This is a genomic window from Spiroplasma endosymbiont of Dilophus febrilis (assembly GCF_964030685.1).
Lineage (GTDB): Bacteria > Bacillota_I > Bacilli_A > Mycoplasmatales > Nriv7 > Nriv7.
This window is the reverse complement of the sequence record NZ_OZ034912.1, coordinates 162,934-185,894: the sequence shown is the minus strand read 5'-3', so window position 1 is coordinate 185,894 and position 22,961 is coordinate 162,934. Positions and strand designations below refer to the sequence as shown.

The window sequence follows — 22,961 nt, the reverse complement described above, 5'->3', positions numbered from 1 at the left end:
TCTTGTAACCGCAACAGTATTATTATTAAAATTATTAATTTTAAATAATAATAAATAATAATTTTAAAATACTATCTTTATCATAATAATGGGCAAATGTATTATAAAACTTTAGTAACTCAGCTTTCATCATTATTTTATCACTATTATTAAGATTATCCAATAATTCATTTCATCTAATATCAACATTAATAGATGATTTCAATTTTGTATTATTAAAATCATTTTGTAATGCATCAAAACTTTTAAAATTAGTTAAACTTTTATTAACTTTATTAAACTCTTCAGTACTTTTTAAAGAAGCTTTTTTAAAAAGTACTGCCTCACAATTTCGTAAAAATTTGACATCATACTTTGTTAAATTACGAATTACAAAATTAGTTTCACCTTTTGCGCCTCGTTCTTGTTGAGCAATTTTCAATTCTTGAAAAACATCAGAATTTAATAAAGAATTTTCTTTACGAATTGAATCATTAACAATTTGTTCGGAAATTTCTAATCCTTTAATATTACAACTAACATTATCAGTTTTAATGTTATAAGTCATAGGATTAAAATTAACATAACTTAATAAAAGTCCCAAAGTAACTGAAAACATAACAAAGCCAATAATAATGACTATTAATGTATTAGATACTTTGCGACTCATTAATCTCAACACCTTATTAACATTTTTTTATTAAAAATATTATTCAATAGTTAATAATAATTGTATTATATTTTTAATAAAAAAAGTGAATTAATAAATTAAAAAATCTGGCACCGTCTTATTTTCCCCGTGAAGGTATCGTCAGCGCTGGCATGCTTAACTTCTGTGTTCGGAATGGGAACAGGTGTGGCCACGCCGCTATAGGCACCAGATAGAGAGATTGCTCTCTCAAAACTAGACATAAACATTATTTTAGACTTTCAACAATAGGAATTACTTTTAAAATAAAGTAAGTCCTCGACCTATTAGTATTGGTCAGCTAAATATGTCACCATACTTACACACCCAACCTATCAACCTCATAATCTTTAAGGGGTCTTATTCCATTTCTGGATGGGAAGTCTCATCTTGAAGTTTGCTTCGTGCTTAGATGCTTTCAGCACTTATCAATTCCCTACATAGCTACCCAGCTGTGCCATTGGCATGACAACTGGAGCACCAGAGGTAGGTCCATTCCGGTCCTCTCGTACTAAGAACAGATCTCCTCAAACTTCCTACGCCCACAACAGATAGGGACCAAACTGTCTCACGACGTTCTAAACCCAGCTCACGTACCACTTTATTGGGCGAACAGCCCGACCCTTGGAACCAACTTCAGCTCCAGGATGTGATGAGCCGACATCGAGGTGCCAAACCTCCCCGTCGATGTGAACTCTTGGGGGAGATAAGCCTGTTATCCCCGAGGTAACTTTTATCCGTTGAGCGACGGCCTTTCCACTCAGGACCGCCGGATCACTAAACCCAACTTTCGTTCCTGTTCGACTTGTAAGTCTCACAGTCAAGCACCCTTCTACTTTTGCGCTCTGCGTATGATTTCCATACATACTGAGGGTACCTTTGGGCGCCTCCGTTACTCTTTAGGAGGCGACCGCCCCAGTCAAACTACCCACCTGACACTGTTCCTATTCAGGATAACTGAATAAGGTTAGATTTTCAAAATAATAAGGGTGGTATCCCAAGGTTAACTCCATAGATACTAGCGTATCTACTTCAAAGTCTCCCACCTATCCTGTACATATTAGATCAAAAATCAATATCAAGTTATAGTAAAGCTCTACGGGGTCTTTCCGTCTAGTTGCGGGTAACCTGCATCTTCACAGGTACTAAAATTTCACCGAGTCTATAGCCGAGACAGCGCCGGGATCGTTACGCCTTTCGTGCGGGTCAGAACTTACCTGACAAGGAATTTCGCTACCTTAGGACCGTTATAGTTACGGCCGCCGTTCACTGGGGCTTCAATTCTGAGCTTCATAATAAATTATTAACCCATCCTCTTAACCTTCCAGCACTGGGCAGGCGTCACCCCCTATACATCGTCTTACGACTTAGCAGAGAGCTGTGTTTTTGCTAAACAGTCGCCCCGGCCTCTTCACTGCGGCTCACATAATTACTTATATGAGCATCCCTTCTTGCTAACTTACGGGATGATTTTGCAGAGTTCCTTAGCTATAGTTATCTCGCTTGCCTTAGGATTTTCTCCTTGACCACGTGTGTTCGTTCTCGGTACGAGCACCATGATAGTTAATAGTAGAAGTTTTTCTTGGAAGCGTGGCGTCAGACTCTTCGCTACTTGCCGAAGCTTTCACTCCCCATAACGCTTCAAGGTTATGCCATAAAATTTACTAAATGACCCTCTTTGCGCTTAGCCCGGAATCCATTAACCGGGATATCCTAGCCTTCTCCGTCACTCCATTCCATACCATGGTGGTACAGGAATATCAACCTGTTGTCCATCGACTACGCCTTTCGGCCTCGCCTTAGGTCCCGACTAACCCTGGGTGGACGAACCTTGCCCAGGAAACCTTAGTCAAACGGCATGAAAGATTCTCACTTTCAATCGTTACTCATGCCGGCATTCTCACTTCTAAACAGTCCAGTAGTCCTTACGATCTACCTTCGTCCCGTTTAGAACGCTCCCCTACCACTTTAAAATAATTTAAAATCCATAGTTTCGGTACAATGCTTAGCCCCGGTACATCTTCGGCGCAAAATAACTCGACTTGTGAGCTGTTACGCACTCTTTAAAGGATGGCTGCTTCTAAGCCAACCTACAAGCTGTTTAAGTCATTCCACATCCTTTTACACTTAGCATTGATTTTGGGACCTTAACTGATGATCTGGGCTGTTTCCCTCTCGTCCATGGACCTTATCACCCACAGACTGACTGCCAAACATACAAAAACGGCATTCAGAGTTTGATTGCATTCAGTACCCCGAGGTGGGGCCATCATACATTCAGTGCTTTACCTCCGTTACGCTAATTTTGACGCTAGTCCTAAAACTATTTCGGGGAGAACCAGCTATCTCCAGGCTCGATTGGAATTTCACCACTAGCCACAAGTCATCCACGGTCTTTTCACGAACGTTGGTTCGGTCCTCCATTAAGTATTACCTTAACTTCAACCTGCTCATGGCTAGATCGCCTGGTTTCGGGTCTACGACTACATACTAAACGCCCTATTAAGGCTCGCTTTCACTACGGCTCCATGTTTTCCACTTAACCTTGCATATAATCGTAACTCGCCGGCTCATTCTACAAAAGGCACGCCGTCACTCATTAACGAGCTCCGACTTCTTGTAAGCATATAGTTTCAGATACTATTTCACTCCCCTCTCGGGGTACTTTTCACCTTTCCCTCACGGTACTGGTTCACTATCGGTGATTAGGTAGTATTTAGGATTACGCAGTGGTCTGCGCGTCTTCCGACAAGATTTCTCGTGTCTCGCCGTACTCTGGATCCCATCAAGAGACTTTTCAATTTCGTATACGAGGCTTTCACTCTCTATGGCATCGCATCCCAGCGATTTCTACTATCAAAAAATTTTCTAAAACTCTATATAGATGGTCCAAACCCCACTCCGAAGAGTGGTTTGTCCTGTTCCCTGTTCGCTCGCCGCTACTAAGGGAATCGCATTCGCTTTCTTTTCCTCTAGGTACTAAGATGTTTCATTTCCCTAGGTATCCCATCAATATGACTATGTATTCATCATATGACACTATTCGATTAAGAATAGTAGGTTGCCCCATTCAGAAATCCCTGGCTCAAAGCTTACTTCCAGCTCCCCAAGGCTTATCGCAGGTAGTCACGTCTTTCATCGGCTCCTAATCCCAAGGCATCCACTATATGCTCTTATTAACTTACTAATTTTTCTTTGTCAAAAGAAAAACCTATTGCAATTATAAAAATAAATGTTTATATCCAGTTTTCAAAGAACAATGCTCATAGAAATTACAGTGTAATTTCTCATATTGCGTTTGAGAGATAAATAATCTCTCAAAACTAAACAGAACATCCTCAACCAAAGTTATTTGTTAAAATCTAATGTAATTAGTTTATAAATATAAACTCCATAGAAAGGAGGTGATCCATCCGCACCTTCCGGTACGGATACCTTGTTACGACTTCACCCCAATCGTCAATCCTACCTTGGGTCGCTCTCTCAGTAAACTGTTAAGATACGAACTTCTGGCATTACCAACTCTCGTGGTGTGACGGGCGGTGTGTACAAGACCCGAGAACGTATTCACCGCGGCATTGCTGATCCGCGATTACTAGCGATTTCAACTTCATGGAGTCGAGTTGCAGACTTCAATCCGAACTGAGATCGGCTTTTTGAGATTAGCTTGCCCTTGCGAGTTTGCGACTCTTTGTACCGACCATTGTATCACGTGTGTAGCCCCAGACATAAGGGGCATGATGATTTGACGTCATCCCCACCTTCCTCTAGCTTGCACTAGCAGTCTCATTAGAGTCCTCAACTAAATGTTAGCAACTAATGATAAGGGTTGCGCTCGTTGCGGGACTTAACCCAACATCTCACGACACGAGCTGACGACAACCATGCACCACCTGTCTCAGTGTTAACCTCCACTATATTTCTATAGCATTGCACTGGATGTCAAGTCTGGGTAAGGTTCTTCGCGTTGCTTCGAATTAAACCACATGATCCACCGCTTGTGCGGGTCCCCGTCAATTCCTTTGAGTTTCACTCTTGCGAGCATACTACTCAGGCGGAGTACTTAATGCGTTAGCTGCAGCACCGACATTAAAGCCGACACTTAGTACTCATCGTTTACGGCAGGAACTACTAGGGTATCTAATCCTATTTGATACTCCTGCTTTCGTGCCTCAGCGTCAGTTACAGGCCAGTTAGTCGCCTTCGCCACTGGTGTTCCTCCATATATCTACGCATTTCACCGCTACACATGGAATTCCACTAACCTCTCCTGTACTCTAGTTATACAGTTTCCAAGGCGAATCGAAGTTGAGCTTCGATCTTTAACCTTAGACTTATATTACCGCCTACGCACCCTTTACGCCCAATAAATCCGGATAACGCTTGCCACCTATGTATTACCGCGGCTGCTGGCACATAGTTTGCCGTGGCTTTCTGGTAAGGTACCGTCAAATAAGAATCATTTCCTATTCTTACTATTCTTTCCTTACAACAGACCTTTACAACCCGAAGGCCTTCATCAGTCACGCGGCATTGCTCCATCAGGCTTTCGCCCATTGTGAAAAATTCCCTACTGCTGCCTCCCGTAGGAGTCTGGGCCGTGTCTCAGTCCCAGTGTGGCCGTTCACCCTCTCAGGTCGGCTATGCATCATCGTCTTGGTAAGCCATTACCTTACCAACTAACTAATGCAACGCATCCTTATCTTTTTGTAGTGCAAATGCACCTTTAATTATCATTAGATGCCTAACGATAACCTATGCGGTATTAGCCGTCGTTTCCAACGGTTATTCCCCTCAAAAAGGCAAATTAGATACGTGTTACTCACCCGTTCGCCACTAGAGTGCAAGCACTCTCGTTCGACTTGCATGTATTAGGCATGCCGCCAGCGTTAATCCTGAGCCAGGATCAAACTCTCATTAAAAAGTGAAAATAAAAAAACATTTTATAGTAATGTTTTCAATTTTTATTGTTTGTTTCATAACTCATCAGATTGACAGATTGTTCTGTTTAGTTTTCAAAGATCATTTTGTAATAGTAAGAAGTTTAACGACTTAATTACTAGTACATTTAAGATAATACTGAATTTGGAAATAAATGTCAACATAAATTTAAACTTTTTTTAAAATAATTCTAATTATCTTTTAAACCAATATTTAATCAATTAAATTCAATATATATCCTCGGAGTATTTCAAAACCGTAAATATATATTACCACAAATTTTAACTATTTAACGATATAAATTAAATATTTTTAAAAAACTAAACTACATATTTTAGGTATCATTTTAATAAAAGAAAAGCAACAACAAAAATTTTTGTTTAGCATCTTACAGAAAAAGTAAAACCTTAATAGGTTTTATTTAACTCTTAACTAATGCATTTTTTCACTTTTAACTATTCAAAAAAGTTCAAAGATATTTGATCAAATTTATCTAAACCTGATAAAATACCCATCTCCTCAAATTCCTTTAAATGAGTTTTAGTAATACTAGTTCTTTTTTGCAAATCTTCCAAAGAAGCAATCGCTCTTTCAGTTCTAGCTTCAACAATTGAATTAGCAACAGTACTACCCAAACCATCTAATGCTGATAATGGCGGAACAATCTTTTTAAAACCAGCAAACTCTTGAACAACAAAATTTGTTGCTAAAGAATATTCTAAATTAATACCAATAAATTCAATTTTGCGAGCATACATTTCTAATGCTACTTCCAACACTGGTACTAAATCCTTCTCCTTTTGAGTTAACTTATTAACAGCATTATAACCATTATCCATTCGTGATAAGATATCGGTTAATTTTGTTAAAACAGCGTTCCTTCCCTTAGCAATCGTTTTAATATCAAAAACATCACATCGTGTTGAAAAATAAGTCGCATAATATTCGTGCGGATAATTAATTTTATATCAAGCAATTCGCAAAGCCATTAGAACATAAGCTGTCGCGTGTGCCTTAGGGAACATATACTTAATTTTTTGACACGATGCAATATATCATTGGGGAACATTATGACTAATCATAATTTTTTGTTGCTCATCAGTGACACCTTTTCCTTTACGAACGGTTTCCATAATGTTAAAAGCAATATCTGACGGAATTTCACGATGAATTAAATAAGTCATAATATCATCACGACAACCAATAACATCTTTTAATTTTAAATCTTGATGGGTAATTAATGTTTGGGCATTATTTACTCACACATCAGTACCATGCGATAATCCAGAAATTTGCACTAAATCAGCAAAACTCGTCGGATTTGTTTCTTCTAACATTTTACGAACAAATTGAGTGCCAAACTCAGGTAAGCCCACCGCTCCAGTTTTTTCATTATTAATATCACTACTAGTAATCTTCATAATTTCTGGGGAACTAAATAATGAAAGCACTTCGGCATCATTACACAAAATATTTTGCGGATCATATCCAGTAAGGTCGTGTAACATTTTTAAAGCTGTGGGATCAACATGTCCCAAAATATCTAACTTTAACAAGTTATCATGAATAGCATGAAAATCAAAATGCGTTGTTTTTCACTGCGAAGTAATATCATCAGCTGGGAAATTTACTGGCGTAAAATCATTAACATCATAGTTCTTAGGAACAACAATAATTCCCCCCGGATGTTGTCCGGTTGTTCGTTTAACACCCTCACAACCTTGTGCTAATCATTCCAAATACGCCTTTTTAACAAAATGATTACCTTTCACATCTTCCAAATAACCACGAGCATAACCAAATGCTGTTTTCTGTGCCACGGTAGAAATTGTTCCCGCCCGAAACACATTATCCGCACCAAACATCTCTTTAGTAAAATTATGAGCAATCATTTGATACTCACCAGAAAAATTCAAATCAATATCTGGTACTTTATCACCATCAAAACCTAAAAAGGTTTCAAACGGAATATCATGACCATCACCAGTTAAAAGATGCCGACATTGCGGACAATTTTTTGGTGGTAGATCATAACCACTACGAATATTTTCATCACTAACAAATTCACTATATTGACATTGCGAACACACATAATGTGGCACTAATGGATTTACTTCGGTAATCTTCGCCATTGTCGCAACTAATGATGACCCTACAGAACCACGAGAACCAACCAAATAACCATCATTTAATGACCTTGTAACTAACAAATGAGCAATTCAATAAACAACCCCAAAACCATGCTTTAAAATCGCGTCTAACTCCCGCGTTAACCTTTCTTCTACCATTATTGGCAATACTGCACCATAAATTTTTTTCGCGTTATCATAACATAATCTTTTCAAATTGCTATCAACATCACCATTATCAATTACTGGGGTATACAAATCATCTTTAATCGGTCGCAACCACGAAATTTGCTCATTTAAATAATTAGGACTAATAACAACCAACTCTTTAATTAAAACTTCATCTTCTAAAAAACTAAACTCATTTAACATCTCAGCAGTCGTTCTTAAATGTTGCTCAGGATTATTTTTAACACGACCTTTACGGTCAAATAAAGGATGCATTCTTCCTCCTAAACCCTTAGTATTAATATATACATCACGAAAAATCTTATCTTGCGGATTTAAATAATGAACATCAGAAGAAGCAATAACCACTTTATTAAGTTTCTTTGCAGTATGAACAATATTTTTTACAATCCGCATTAAATGTTCAACTGTCATCTCACCACTTTCAACTAAATGATTGTAAACACTTAGCGGTTGTACTTCAATATAATCATAAAATTGCATTATTGCTTCCAATTCTTGTTGACTCCGATTACGAGCAAACTCAAAAACCTGACCATTAACACAACCAGAACCAATAAAAACATTAGCACGCATTTCTTGCAATGCCGCAATCGTAATTTTAGGACTACTATAAAAGTACTTAGTATGCGATAGCGAAACTAACGAAAATAAATCTTTCAATCCTTGCTCATTTTTAGCAATTACTGTCGTATGATTACCAAATAACTTGGCAAAAATTGGTTCATAATTAATTTTTTCAATATCTAATAATGTTTTTACTTGATAATTATCTTCTAAATCCGTTAACATCACAGCAAACACATCAGCTAATATTTCAGCATCATAATCAGCACGATGAGCAATTTCTTCATTATACTTAATATTATATTTTCTAGCAACCGTTCCTAAACGATGATAGCGTAACTGTTGCTGTAATAACCGTGATAATTGCAAGGTATCAATAATCGGATTAGTAAGTTTTCCATAACCCATTTGATTTCACAGTTCTTGAATAAAACCAACATCAAACGATGCATTATGAGCCACAAGGACAGCATCTTGTAAAACTTCTTTAATCTCAGCAGCCACAATTTCAATTGGGGGCTTATCTTGTAACATTTCGTTACTAATCCCAGTTAATGATTCACTAAAAGCACTAACATTACTTTTGGGTTTAATTAAAAAATCATATTTTTTATTGCTTAATCCTCGACCCTCAATAACTACCGCTCCAAATTCAATAATTTCATCATAACGACTAGATAATCCTGTTGTTTCAATATCAAAAATAACAAACTTACAAGCATTAATCGCATCACTAGTAGCATTAGTAATTGCTTTAACACTACTATCAATCATTTGCATTTCCACACCATAAATAACCTTAACAGTAGGATATTTCTTTTGGGCGATTTGCGCATCAGGAAATGATTGAACATTTAAATGATCAGTAATCGCAATTGCTGAATGTTTTCAAAGACTTGCTTGTTTAATATATTCACCAATACTTGTAACCCCATCCATCGCACTCATTTTTGTATGTAAATGAAATTCAATCCGCTTTTCTACCATATCATCAGTTCGTAAATGCGGATCAGCAATCTTTTGAATTTTATTTACTCACAAAACTTGTTCACGAGAAAAATTATCAAACCGCACATCACCTTTAACAACAACTCAATCCTTTTCTTGTAGTTCTTCCAAAAGCTTGTCTTTCATATCATCACTTGTAAAATATCGTAAAGCAATCGCATCACTAAAATCACTAATTAATATTGAATAAATTCATCGTTTAGTTTTTGTTAATTTACAATCTTTACGAAAAATTTGTCCTTGAATAGAAACCCCCCGCACATCTTCTTCCAATTCTGAAATTTTACACGATACTTGCGACAATAAATTGTCACTACTAGACAAATTGCCTTTAAACGCCCGTTTTTTTGCAGGCAAAGCCTTTACTTGTTGTTGTTCTCTTTGTTGGACTTTCATTCGTTCTTCATCTTCAATTTGTATCATTGCTGGATCAACAGAAACATCATATTGTTCAATTTTTATTTTTAAAGACAAGTTTTGAAAACCATACCGACGCATTCGCTCCTGATAATATTTTAAATGCCGATTAGTCAATGCCCCTTGTGATTCATTATGAACTTTAATAAGTAAATCATTATTTTCCAACACTAAATTATCACAAGAAATATTACTATTAATGTACTCTTTTTGTTTTGTCTTAGTTTGCTTAATATATTCTCAATAATCAACAATTTGTTCTATTACATAATTAGCATCAACACATAAAAAAGTTATTTTACTACGAAAATCAAGTTTCAATAAACATTGTTCAAGTTCTCTAATAATTTCAATTGGTAAAATTTTGTTAATTTGCAATGTAAAATACAGCGTATCATTCTTTTTCTTAAATTCTATTTTCAATAATTTTGCTTGTTGTAAAATGTCATTTTTTAAAGAAAACTTCATTATTTTTCACAATTGCTGTAAATTCTTTTCCATACTTTCACCCCTGACTTAAATTGTTGAAAAACTCTGGATTAACATAAAAAATCCAGTAAATATTAATACTAACGACAAACTATCAATCCGATCCAAAAATCCGCCATGACCTGGTAAAACCTTAGAAAAATCTTTTACATTATGATTCCGTTTAATAAATGAAAAAAGTAAATCACCAATATGACTTATTAATGATAAAAATAAAATTAACAAGAAATAAATTACATATTTATAATCATCTGTTTTCGTTGTAAAAAAGTTAACAAATGGCTGATACTTCGTAAATTCCGTTAATAACACAATATATCCTAAAATAAGCACCAAGGTTACTGAAATACCAATAATCGCCCCTTCTCATGTTTTACTAGGACTAATTTTTGGAGCAAGAGCATTTTTGCCAACTAATGTTCCGCCAATATAAGCAAATGTATCATTACTAATAGTAATTAATAAAACTACACTAACTGCTGGTCAACCAAACCCTGGTTGGAGCATAATATAATTCATTGCTTTAAAAGCAAATACTAAATAAAGTGTCATACAAAATATAAATAGCGCATCATTAGCACTAAATTTCTTAAAAACTTTCACCATTAGTAAAATAACTAATAAAAATATCATATAAATTAACAATACCATTCATGATTGTCATCATTCAATACGACTTGGACCATCGTACTTATTTCAATACGGTTCATACTTAATATTCTCTGCTATGGGAAACCATAATAATATAATTGCAAAAACAAAAATAATAGCTTTAATAATTAAATTAAAACTTTCTCCTTTACTTAAATTCATCACCTCAAAAATTGTAATCCCTAATAAAATACTATTAACTGTTAAAAATGCATATGGCATATATCAAACATTAAAACCTTTTCACTCTTGATATATCGCCCCAACAAATAAATATAAAATTGCAAAAGAAATTAAAAAGATACTAGTAATAATTCGCTTTTTCATTTAAGCACTCCTTCTATCAATATTAACTAATTATAACTGATAATTAAATTGAAAGAATAAAATCGCATCTAATTGTGAAAATATATTCAGACAATCAATGCTATAATAAAATTTAATAAGGAGGGGTTTTGACCAAATTAAAAAATATTTTTGCTTTTTAAAAAATAAAATAAGATCTTTTAAGAAAGAGGTAAAAATAATGAATACAAAAGTACTAGCTAGATATTTTAGTGCCTTATGCATTATCAACAACGGATTAAATTGATGAAAACGATTTAGTTATGATTGAATTGGACTATTTTCACAAGATAAACTAGATAATGGTGATGAAATTAAATTTCACTATGTTAGTGATATTGATAGAATTAGATACCACACTTGAACAGATTGCTGAGGAGGGCCTTATCCAGATTGTGCCATTCACTGAAAAGACCGCTGAACAGAACTGATTGAGAAAAACATATGACAAATCGCAACATAGTTTTTACAGTCACAACAGTGTGACTAATCCTCAACATTATTTTTTGAATAACAATGATGTTTCTTTATCCTAATAGTTTAACTGGAAGTAATCGTGCCAATGCCTATGATGAAATTAAAATTATTCTTGAAAAATGTCTTATCCCAAATAATGTTACTTTTTTCCATTTCATTATTTTATAACCTTTGTTACTTTTAGTATTATCTTTATCAGTTTACAAATTTTTTCTTATTTCAGTCAAATAAAAGCAAAAATAGCAATTGTGCTTTTTAGCATTTCATTGCTTGCCTTAATTCTCTTAACTTTAGTAGCAACAATGTCGCTTATTAGAATTGAAGATTTTGGTGGAACAATGTGATGCAGTTATCGCGAGATTGCTGTCTCTGCTCTAATTCTGATTTTCCTATTTTGTCCCGCATTATATTGAAATTTATATTACTGTAAAAAATATGCTCGTAAATAACTTTAAAAAATAAAACTCTCCTAAATAAAGGAGAGTTTTATTTCCATTAAACTGTCATTAATTCTTTTTCTTTTTCTAACGCAATAGCATCAGCCTTAGCAATATATTCATCAGTTAATTTTTGAATATCTTCTTGATAAGATTTAACATCATCTAAAGGCAATTTAGATTTTTTAATAATTTCATTAATATCTCGTCTTAAATTACGAATCCGAACTCGCATTTCTTCAGTAATCTTTTTTACTTGCCGAACAAATTCTTTGCGTTTTTCTTCAGTTAACTGCGGGACATTCATTCTAATATAATCACCTTGGTCTTGCAATGAAACTTGCAAATTAGCTTTAGTAATCGCAGCAATAACTTGCTTAATAATACTTCGATCATAAGGTTTAATAACAAGTTGTCGCCCTTCAACAACCGTAATTGCAGCAACTTGATTAACTGGCATTAAACTACCATAATAATCTACCAAAACAGAATCAAGAATTAAAGGATTAGCTCTTCCTGTACGAATCTTACTTAATTCATATCGTAAACTTTCTAAAACCTTTTCCATTTCTTCTTTTATTTGTTCAATTTCTAATTGTAATGCCTCAATTAACATTAATTATTCTCCTTACTTTTATTACTGTAATTTAATCTTATTTCTTAAAAACTTTAACTATTTATTGCTACTACTAATAATTGTAATTTTAGTATTTTCCTGTAAAGCTTTAACAATATTATCTGGTTCATTAATATCAAACACAATAATCTTTAAATTAGCTTCCATACTCATTGTAATTGCTGTTAAATCCATTACCCGTAATTGCTTTTGCGTTATATCCTCATAAGTTAAAAACTTATAATGAGTAGCAGTGTTATCTATTTTTGGGTCAGCACTATAAACACCATCAACACCATTTTTAGCCATTAATAAGACATCAGCTTTAATTTCCGCCGCTCGTAATGCTGCTGCGGTATCAGTTGTAAAATAAGGATATCCCGTTCCAGCTGCTAAAATAACAACATAACCCTTAGATAATCGTGATAGACATTTTTTAAAATAATAAGGTTCACAAATTTTATTCATTTCAATTGATGATTGAATAATTACTTTATCAAAGTTTTGATTTTTAAATTCAGCTTCTAAAGCTAAAGCATTCATTACCGTAGCTAACATCCCCATATAATCAGCATTAACCTTATCCAAACCAGCGATTTTAGCATTAACTCCTCTTCAAATGTTACCACCACCAACAACAACAGCAATTTCAATTCCTTCTTGCGATAAAGTAATAATTTGTTTAACAATATTTTTCATTCGTTGTGGATCATAAATGCTAACACCGCCTAAAGCTTCACCACTAATTTTTAATAAACATCGCTTATATTTAAATTCCATTATTCACACCTACTTCTTTTTCCCATATATATTTTATACGAGATTTTTTTAAATAAAAAGAAAAACTTTAATTAAAATTTTAAAGTTTTTCTTTTAAAATATTACTACTTTTCTTTTTTTGAACGCACCGTTTTAAGTGGCTTTTTGCTAGTCAAATTATTTGCTTCTAAATTCATTAGCTTATGAATATAATCTTGATAATTTTCCAAAATAAATTTTGTTGTTAAACTTTTTTTATTTCAACTAATTTTTCTTTTTGCTCTAGAACCTTCAATAAACCGAACTGTTAAATAATCATTTTCATTTTCATTTATTTCATAAATTTTTTCAATCCGAATCTTTCGTCCAAAAAGAAAAACAAATTGTTTTGTAAACTTAACAGCTAAATAATCAGAAACTAAAATACAATAAACAACAGTAAAAATAAGTAAAGCAAAATTTATTGTTAATAAACTAATAGCAAATTTATCATCAGAGGATAAAGTATCACTAATGGAAAAATTATATGTTTTACTAGTAATTGCTAATATTAATGTTGTTAACTGTAACGGTAAATTCATTACAATAATTGTTAATAAAATCAATGATTGTTTCTTATTTCAAAATCCTACTTTTGATGCAACTTTGTTAAACATTGTAAAACTACCAATAATTATTGCTATCAAACCAAAATAAAATGCAAATAAGAAATAAACTATTACTGATAAATACACTTAATTATGCCTCCTTTATTTTATCTTTATTTCAATGCTAATGTAACGCTAATTAATAAAAATTAATCAGTTTTAGTAATTCCTTCACCAACTTCATAACGATACATTACTAAAACTTTTGTATTATGCATTGTAAGAATTTCTTGAACTTTTTTCTTTTCATCAAACATAAAAGGTTGATCTAATAAAGAATATTCCGCTAACTGCTTATCTAAACGACCTTGCTTAATTTTTTCCAAAATTTCTGGTGGTTTATTTTCTGTTGCCATTTGACTATTAATAATATCCATTTCCTTATTAATAAAATCTTGAGGAATATCTTCACGACTAATAAAAGCAGGTTTTGAAGCCACAACATGCATCGCAAGTTTTTTAGCAATATCACTATCAACTTGACCTTGCAACTTAACTAAACTAGCAATACGATAATTACCATAATTATATCCCACTAATGTGTCTTGATCACTTTTAGTAATAATCATAAAACGACGAATACTAATCTTTTCACCTAATTTATATGTTGCTTCATTTAATAAATCATTAACAACAATATTTTCTTCATTTTTTAACAATAATCCTGCTTCTAAAGTAAGCGGTTGATGTTTCAAAAATAAAGTTAAAATATTGTCTAATAATTCAAGAAATAATTTATTTTTAGCAACAAAATCAGTTTCACAATTTAATTCTAAAATAATTGCTATATCATCAACAACTAAAACTTTTGATAATCCCTCAGTATTAATCCGCGCTTGTTTAGCTTGTGCCTTTGCAATACCATTGGTTCTTAATCATTGAATCGCTGCTTCAATATTACCATTACTTGCCTCTAATGCTTTTTTGCAATCCATAAGGCCAACCCTAGTACGGTCACGCAAATTTTTAATCATTTCCATTGTTATTGGCATTATTCTTTAGTTCCTTTCGCATCGTCATTTTTTTCAATAATTTCTGCTTCCTTTTTACTTGGAGAAATAACTGCTGGCGCTGAATCAGCACTAACATTAGTTTGTAGTTTTTCTTCTTTAACAATAGTTAAATCAGTAGCTTCAATGATAGCATCTGCAACTAATGTTGAAATTAAAGCAATTGTTTTAGCGGCATCATCATTTCCAGGAATGGGATAACTAATACCATCAGGATCACTATTAGTATCACAAATAGCAATAATAGGAATATTTAACTTCAATGCTTCTTTAATTGCATTGTGTTCAACATTAGTATCAATAACAAATATTGCTTGTGGTAACGAACGCATATGGCGAATTCCACTTAAAAACTTATCTAATTTCTCTTTATCTTTTTGAATTAAAATTTGCTCTTTTTTTGGTAAAACAGATAATTCACCAGTTTTTTCCCGTCGTTCAATATTTCATAATTTTTTAACACTTTTTTGAATTGTTCTTAAATTAGTTAAAGTTCCTCCAAGTCATCGCTTATTAACATAAAAAGAATTACTTCTTACTGCTTGTTCTTTAACAATATTTTGAGCTTGTTTCTTAGTACCAACAAAAATAATTTTTCCACCAGTTTTAGTTATTGATTTAATAAACTCTAAAGCTTCTTCCAACATAATTATTGTTTTATGTAAATCAATAATATAAACTCCACTTTTTTCAGTGAAAATATACTTTTTCATCTTGGGATTTCATCTTTTAGCTTGATGACCAAAATGAGTCCCCGCTTCTAATAACTGTTCCTTAGTAACACTTGCCATATTTATTTCCTTTCGTTTTTCTTCCATATCCTTCTAACATTAATCACTTAATTAATAAGCACTAGACTAATGAATCCACATATGTGTTGCTTTTAAAATATTAGCAAATAAATTATAACACATTTACATTAAATCAATTACACCAGTTTTATTTAAGGTCGCGTTTAGTTTTCTTAGGTATTGCTTTGAAGAAGTAAAACAATCAGCTAATTATATTATTTAATTATTAAACTAACCCTGCCTTTCTTGTTATTATCATTTTTATTCTTTTTCATTTTATCATATTATTGAATTTTTACACAACAAAAATTATTAATTTTATTAAATTTTAACTAATATTTTTACTTACTTAAATCTATTATATTTATTTGTTACAGCATTACCTTTATAGTTAATTCAACTATCATCATTTTTATTATTATATTTATTTCATAATGAATTTTTATATATTTCTTTTCTGATTTCTATTTCTGAATTAATATTTTCATTAATGTAATGTAATACATTTAATTTGTTTAAATTTGCCATTCTTAAATGTAATAAGTTATTTAAATTTTTATGATTATATATTTTCGCCCCATATCCTAATTGTTGTTTTACCAAATGTGACACATCACTTTCAATGCTACAACCAATATTTCATTCTAAATTTTGATTATGAATACCTTGCTTATTATTACTGAAATAATTACTCGCCTTTCTTAAATTTATTTTAATATCTTTATTTAATTCATTTTTAGCAACATTACGAATGTTTTTGATTAATTCTTGATGATTTCCATCCTTATATAATTTAATTCAACTATTTAGTGTTACTTTACGATTTTCAAAAATAATATTAAATGCAGTTTGTTTTAATTTTTTAATAGCATGATAACCATCTAAAATATATCTAACATTACCAAAACTATTGGCAATTTCTCTAATTCAAGTAGCACCATCACCACAAACAATTATTTTGTCATAATTAATATTAACATAATGTTTTTGCAATTCTTTAATTAATAAATCACGATAATCCATCGTATTTATTTGTTTACCAACTTTTAACATTAGAAAATGACCTCGTTTATTTTCTAACTCTCTACGAGCATTTTTGTATTTTTTTTCTTTATGTCCGGTATGAAAAGTAACTAAACGAATTCTTTGGTCTTGTTTAACTTTCTGATCTAATGTCGCTAAAAATGTTTCATCTAGTTGAATATATAAATTCTTATTTTTGATATCAATTCTAGTTTTAGTTTCTTTTTCTGCTAATTGAAAATATTCGGCAATATTGTATTTATTTAAAATATTTGAAATACTACTTTTTGAAATATAACAATGATTTAGAGCATCTAAAACATCGCGATACCGTTTACCATCGCCCAAAAGACTTAAAACTTTAAATTGGACATCAAAATAAATGCGTTGTTTGGGCAATAAACCAATTTCTTTATCTAGTAAACATACATATTCGAATTTACCTGATTTTTGATTTCAATATTTATATCGGCGTCGTTTAAAAGTAACATCACCAAAAATTGTAATAATTGTTCTTGATGCAAAATGAACTACTTTATAACCTTGTTTTAACCGATAATGATATTTATATAAATATTCATCTAATTTTCCGTATTCATTAGTTAATTGTTTGCATTTATTGGTGTACATATTTTTATGCGTTGTAAATAAGTTTAATCAATGCTTATTTTCTAAGGTTTTTACATTATTATTAATTTCTAACATAATAAGTTACCTTTCTTGATAGTAATTTTAATAAAGTTTAGTTAGCTTATTTTTCTGCTTTAATGATAAATATTTTTTTAGAACTAGTATTCAATATCCTGAAAAAATGATATAAATTCTTATTTTAATGATTTATAATTAATTTGTATTAATTAAATTTTATAAATTTAAGAAAAGGTTTACGGGATGATTACTATAAAAATTTATTAATTTAGTAAAAATTGACATAAAGGTAAAGGATTTAATAAATGAAAAAACTTTTAGGATTATTAGGAACAATTTTAATAACTGGCAACGCCTTGCCGACCGTGATTGCAGCTGCTCCTAATCGAAAACAAAGAACAAAAACTAAATTATTAAATAGTAAGCTTAATTATTCACAAACAAATAATTTAGAAAATCTCCAAAGAAGTAAAAGACAAAACAACGAAGATATTTCAAATACTCCAAAAATACAAGATGAACAACAATCTCAATTTTCATCAAATTCAGATAATCAAATTGATATTATTGAAAAAGAAGTTACTCTGGATAAAAATTATTCCGAAGGTATTAAAAAAATATTACAAGAACTGATTGATGAAAAATATATTGATCCATTAAGAAGTATCAATATGGGCGGACTTATAAGCAAAGAACTTGATAATAAAACAATTATTTCTAAATTAGAAGAATTAGATCCTAAAATGATTAATTGAATTAAAAAACAACAAAATAACAAAGAAAAAATACTAATATTAACATTAAAAAATAGTAATAATAAAAGGATAAAATTAGTAATTAATTTAAATAATCTTTATTTACTGGGATTTATTAATAATCAAAATCAATATTTTTATTTTGATGATGAACTTTTAGAAAAAATAAAACAACATAATCAAGAAGAAATCAAAAAACTTAATAATTTAAAGGAAAAATTAAATAATTTAAAAGAAAACAAACTTTTATTTAATGAAGAAAAAGTAAAAGAATATTTACAACAAAAAAATGAACTTATTCCACTTAAAGAAAAAGAAAAAAAAATTAAAAAATTAAATTATAATAATGAATTAAATTCTTTAAATAAAAAAATTAATAATTTACAAGGTGAAAATTTAAAAGATGAAGAAAAAAAAATTAAAGCTTTAAATGAATCAGTAATTAAAAAATATAATTGTCAAAATATTAATTTAAATTATACAGGAGCATATACAAGTGACGGTTTAAATGTTGTAATAAAAGAAAATGGAAAACTCGATAAAGGAAAAGATATTATTATTTCAAAAGATACTTTAAATAATGCAATTACAAATTTAACAAATTATCATAATAAACAACAAAATCAATCAATAAAAGATGATTTAGTAAGAATGATTTTTATTACAAGTGAAGCTATGAGATTTCAATGTGATGAAAAAACTTTAGAAATTTTTGCAGAAATTAAAAATACCAATGAATTAAAAAAAATCATAGCTGAGAGTCAAAATATATTAATAAATATTCAAGAAAAAATATTTATTAAAAATCAAAAAATAAATTGAAAAGATTATACATCACAATTAAGGGGTGATTGAAAAAAATATTCAGAACAATTCAATAAATTTAGAATAAAAATTTGAAATGAATTAAATGAATTTAAAAAAATTTTTAATTTTATTAATGATTCAAAATATGAAGTAAACGAATTTCTAACAAAAATATTAGATAATAATGTAGAGAAAATAAAACAAATTTTAAAAATTGCACAAGAAACTAATTTAATTCAAAAAATAAATAAATATGATTTAGATAATAAACAAGCTATTATTTTTTTGCTTAGTATAAAAAAAGATATTATTACTTGAAAAAAAAGATTAGATAAATTATTTCCATTAAAAAACTGAAAAGAAATAGAATTTGGTTGTTTTAAATTTTTACATGTAACAATTTTACAACGCAACCTTGATTTAACTAAATTACTGATTAATATTGATGCTGGTACTACTGATATTAATCCTCAATATAAAAATAGCTTAAGTCTTTTATATTATGCAATAGATACAGGCGACATTCAAATAGTAAAATTATTGATTGATAATGGTGCTGATCCTAATGCTTTAGATTGTAATAATGATTTTATTTCACCTTTACATTATGCAATTATAAAAAACAAAAAAGAAGTGGTGGAAGTGCTTTTAAAATCAAAAAACATTAAAAATAAAATTAATAATAAAAGTTATCTAAATATAGGATGTTTACATTGAATAAGTTTAAATTTAAAAAATATAAATAATTTAGAAATAGCAGAATTATTGATTGATAATGGTGCTGATGTTAATCTTCAAGATGAAAACGATGCAACTCCTTTATACTATGCAATAAGTACCAACAATAAAGAAATGGTTCAATTATTAATTAATAAAGGAGCTAATATTAAAAATATAACTAAGAATGGTTTAACCCCACTATATTACGCAATAATTTTAGACAATAAAGAAATGGTTCAATTATTAATTGAAAAAGGTGCTAATGTTAATATGCAAGATGAAAACGGTTTAACTCCTTTACATTTTGCAATAGAAGAAAATAATCAAGAAATGGTTCAATTATTAATTAATAATAATGCTGATGTTAACATTAAAATAACATCAGATGGTGCAACTATTTTACATTATGCAATTCTAAACAATAAAAAAGAAATGGTAAAGTTATTGATTAAAAAAGGTGCTAATGTTAATAAAGGTGTAAATGGTTTAATTCCTTTATACTATGCAATAAGTACCAACAATAAAGAAATGGTTCAATTATTAATTAATAAAGGAGCTAATGTTAATATGCAAGATGAAAATGATTTTTCTCCTTTATACTATGCAATAAATGAAGAGAACATTGAAATCGTTAAATTATTGCTTGCCAATGATGCGGATGTTAATCTTCAAAATAAAAATGGTTTAACTCCTTTACTTTATTCAAAATATAACAAATATATAAAAATTGAGAATCTTTTTAAAAATTTTAAAAATTTAAAAAATAAAATAGAATCATTAAATGAACAATTAAAAAAGATAAAAATTAATGAACAAAAAACAAAAATTAATAACAATTTAAAAAAATCTGAGGATAAATTAAAAAAATTATTGTATGTTACACTTGATAAAAAAATATATACGCCAATTTATACACAAAAAACAATTACAGAATATGAATATAATGCTGGTATAGGACAAAATAATTTAAATGCACCAACACATCAAAATAATCTATATGATGTTCCTGCAGATAATAGTTGTTTATTTTGGTCTGTGGCAACAGCTTATTTATTGCCGGTCCGAAATAATTATGAAGAATTTAGAGCAAGATTCATTCAATTATTTGGTGAAGAAAATTTAAAAAATATATTACATCTTCAAAAATTACTACAACAATATGATTTAATAAATAATAGAAATTTAAATCAATTATGATATAAAGATGTAATAGTAAATAATTTAGTCACAAATGTTTTTCGTAATAGTGTTGAGGATTATATTGAAAAAAATTTAGATAATCCTATTCAAAACAATTCTAATAGAAGCCAAGCACCAACTTTTAGAAATCTTATTCAAGAAAATAATGAAGTTGCTTCTAACTACTTAGAAAGAATGCGACAATCTTCATCGTGGGGTGGGGTGCCAGAAATAATAGCAATGAGTAATATTTTAAATTCTAACATTAGTGTAAATAATGACGGATCTTATCAACCCGTGCATCAAAATGCAAATAATAATAACATCGCGATATCTTATGTTGAGCTTGAAAAAGGTTCGGGTATTAACAATCATTATAATTTTGCTTTAACACCAGAAGAAGATCAAACAAATCACCCTATTGTTATTAATGACAATCAGGGAAATGCCCCGGTCGTTGATATAACCAAGAGACCAGATAATTTACTACCAATCACGCCAAAACCAGAGGCGAACGCAATTAAATTAGCAGTTGATGATCATGGTCAATACCACGCCAATTTGGCCAACAACAATAATGATGATGATGCTAATCAAGGTAATAATATTGCCAAAGCACCAGAACCAGCAACAACCCCATTGCAAAAAGATGAATATCATTTTGTAGATAAAAAAACAGAAGATGATAGTTTAAAAAATGATGAAAATTTAGAAATTAACTTAATTAAAAACAATAAAGACGAAATAAAACAAAATGCCTCGGCAGGAAATCAATCCATCAGTACAAATATTGAGAATTTACAAACAACAACTGCTGAGGCAATAAATCAATACAACGCTCTTTCAAAAGAAGAAAAATTAAAAAAATTAAATGAAATTAATCGTTATTATCAAACATTACCGGAAAACGATAAAAAAACTTTTAAAGAAAAATTAACAAATACTGGATTAGCAGCTTTAAGTGGGGGTGCATTAACAGCTTATGGAACCAAAATAACTGTTAGTGGCACCGCCGCCGCTACTGGTGTTACAAATGCAGAAGCAATGGAAATGGCCCCGCTCTTATCAACAAGCACAACAGAAAGCTTGGCCGCCGCAGAAACAATTACTGTTGCCGAAACAGCGGCGGTTGAAGGCGGAGTTATAGCCGGAGAAGCTGGTACTGCTGCCGCTCTGGCTCCGGAAACCCTAGGCCTATCCTTAGTGATTGGAGGATTGGCAATTGCCGGAACATGAATGTATTTGACTTTTCATCATCATGCAACACCTGATATTGCGTTGCCAACTTCAATTCATCATAATGTTTATGATAACATTGAAAAATGATATAAATTTCTAGCCCATGATCAATTAAAAATTAAAATTAACAAAAATACATGAAATGAAATTAAACAAAATAAAAATTCACAAGCAACCATTACTAAAATTATTAAAAATAAATTTATTATAAATGACCATTCTGGCTGAGGCGAAAGTGTCACAAATGAAGATTTCAATACTCTCGTAAAAGTAATACTGCTTCATTTTGAACAAATAAATGGTTATTTTGAAATATTAGATAATGAAAATGATGGTTTTGTCATTATAACCAACACTGAAGGTGATTGACTAGGAATAGAATAAAATTTAACATTATTAATTAAAAGAGAAAAATATTTCTTATATGTGTTATGTAGAATAACCTAACTT

General features: G+C 30.6%; 11 protein-coding genes and 3 rRNA genes. 2 read left to right on the top strand and 12 right to left on the bottom strand.

Annotation, left to right across the window (positions count from 1 at the left end; all coding sequences use genetic code 4):
* Positions 1-40 precede the first annotated feature (40 nt).
* The 6 genes from AAHF53_RS00855 to AAHF53_RS00830 form a co-directional block, all read right to left on the bottom strand.
* Entirely contained in the window at positions 41-649 is a 609-nt protein-coding gene (locus AAHF53_RS00855) for a hypothetical protein (RefSeq protein ID WP_342189896.1), read from the bottom strand.
* A gap of 105 nt (positions 650-754) precedes the next feature.
* Positions 755-861 (bottom strand): 5S ribosomal RNA (gene rrf / locus AAHF53_RS00850).
* Positions 862-934: 73 nt separating this feature from the next.
* Positions 935-3,854 (bottom strand): 23S ribosomal RNA (locus tag AAHF53_RS00845).
* Positions 3,855-4,064: 210 nt separating this feature from the next.
* Positions 4,065-5,589: ribosomal RNA gene (locus AAHF53_RS00840) — 16S ribosomal RNA — on the bottom strand.
* Together the 16S, 23S and 5S rRNA genes form the textbook arrangement of a ribosomal RNA operon.
* A gap of 474 nt (positions 5,590-6,063) precedes the next feature.
* Complete coding sequence (locus AAHF53_RS00835; protein WP_342189895.1) at positions 6,064-10,419, bottom strand: PolC-type DNA polymerase III; 4,356 nt, start codon at positions 10,417-10,419, stop codon at positions 6,064-6,066.
* Positions 10,420-10,434: 15 nt separating this feature from the next.
* On the bottom strand, positions 10,435-11,385 hold the full coding sequence (locus AAHF53_RS00830; RefSeq protein ID WP_342189894.1) for a phosphatidate cytidylyltransferase: 951 nt from the start codon (positions 11,383-11,385) through the stop codon (positions 10,435-10,437).
* A gap of 462 nt (positions 11,386-11,847) precedes the next feature.
* Between AAHF53_RS00830 and AAHF53_RS00825 the strand changes: the two genes are divergently transcribed.
* Complete coding sequence (locus tag AAHF53_RS00825; protein ID WP_342189893.1) at positions 11,848-12,048, top strand: hypothetical protein; 201 nt, start codon at positions 11,848-11,850, stop codon at positions 12,046-12,048.
* Between the two features lie 327 nt (positions 12,049-12,375).
* Here the strand turns inward: AAHF53_RS00825 and frr are convergent, their stop codons facing one another.
* The 6 genes from frr to AAHF53_RS00795 all read right to left on the bottom strand — a co-directional run bounded on the left by frr (position 12,376) and on the right by AAHF53_RS00795 (position 17,868).
* Positions 12,376-12,933, bottom strand: a complete 558-nt coding sequence (gene frr / locus AAHF53_RS00820) for a ribosome recycling factor (RefSeq protein WP_338967223.1) — start codon at positions 12,931-12,933, stop codon at positions 12,376-12,378.
* A 57-nt stretch (positions 12,934-12,990) separates the two neighbouring features.
* Positions 12,991-13,713 carry a UMP kinase gene (gene pyrH, locus AAHF53_RS00815; protein ID WP_342189892.1) on the bottom strand — a complete coding sequence of 241 codons (723 nt, stop codon included), beginning with the start codon at positions 13,711-13,713 and terminating at the stop codon, positions 12,991-12,993.
* 104 nt (positions 13,714-13,817) lie between these two features.
* Entirely contained in the window at positions 13,818-14,426 is a 609-nt protein-coding gene (locus tag AAHF53_RS00810; RefSeq protein WP_342189891.1) for a hypothetical protein, read from the bottom strand.
* Positions 14,427-14,488: 62 nt separating this feature from the next.
* The gene (gene tsf / locus AAHF53_RS00805; RefSeq protein ID WP_342189890.1) at positions 14,489-15,331 is read right to left on the bottom strand and encodes a translation elongation factor Ts; all 843 of its coding nucleotides are present in this window, start codon (positions 15,329-15,331) and stop codon (positions 14,489-14,491) included.
* Entirely contained in the window at positions 15,331-16,140 is an 810-nt protein-coding gene (gene rpsB, locus AAHF53_RS00800; protein ID WP_375315752.1) for a 30S ribosomal protein S2, read from the bottom strand. Before rpsB ends, tsf begins: the two co-directional genes overlap by 1 nt.
* 345 nt (positions 16,141-16,485) lie before the next feature.
* Positions 16,486-17,868, bottom strand: a complete 1,383-nt coding sequence (locus AAHF53_RS00795) for an Mbov_0401 family ICE element transposase-like protein (protein WP_342189889.1) — start codon at positions 17,866-17,868, stop codon at positions 16,486-16,488.
* Between the two features lie 248 nt (positions 17,869-18,116).
* On the opposite strand from AAHF53_RS00795, the gene AAHF53_RS00790 reads away from it, so the two are divergent.
* The gene (locus tag AAHF53_RS00790; protein WP_342189888.1) at positions 18,117-22,895 is read left to right on the top strand and encodes an ankyrin repeat domain-containing protein; all 4,779 of its coding nucleotides are present in this window, start codon (positions 18,117-18,119) and stop codon (positions 22,893-22,895) included.
* Positions 22,896-22,961: the final 66 nt, after the last annotated feature.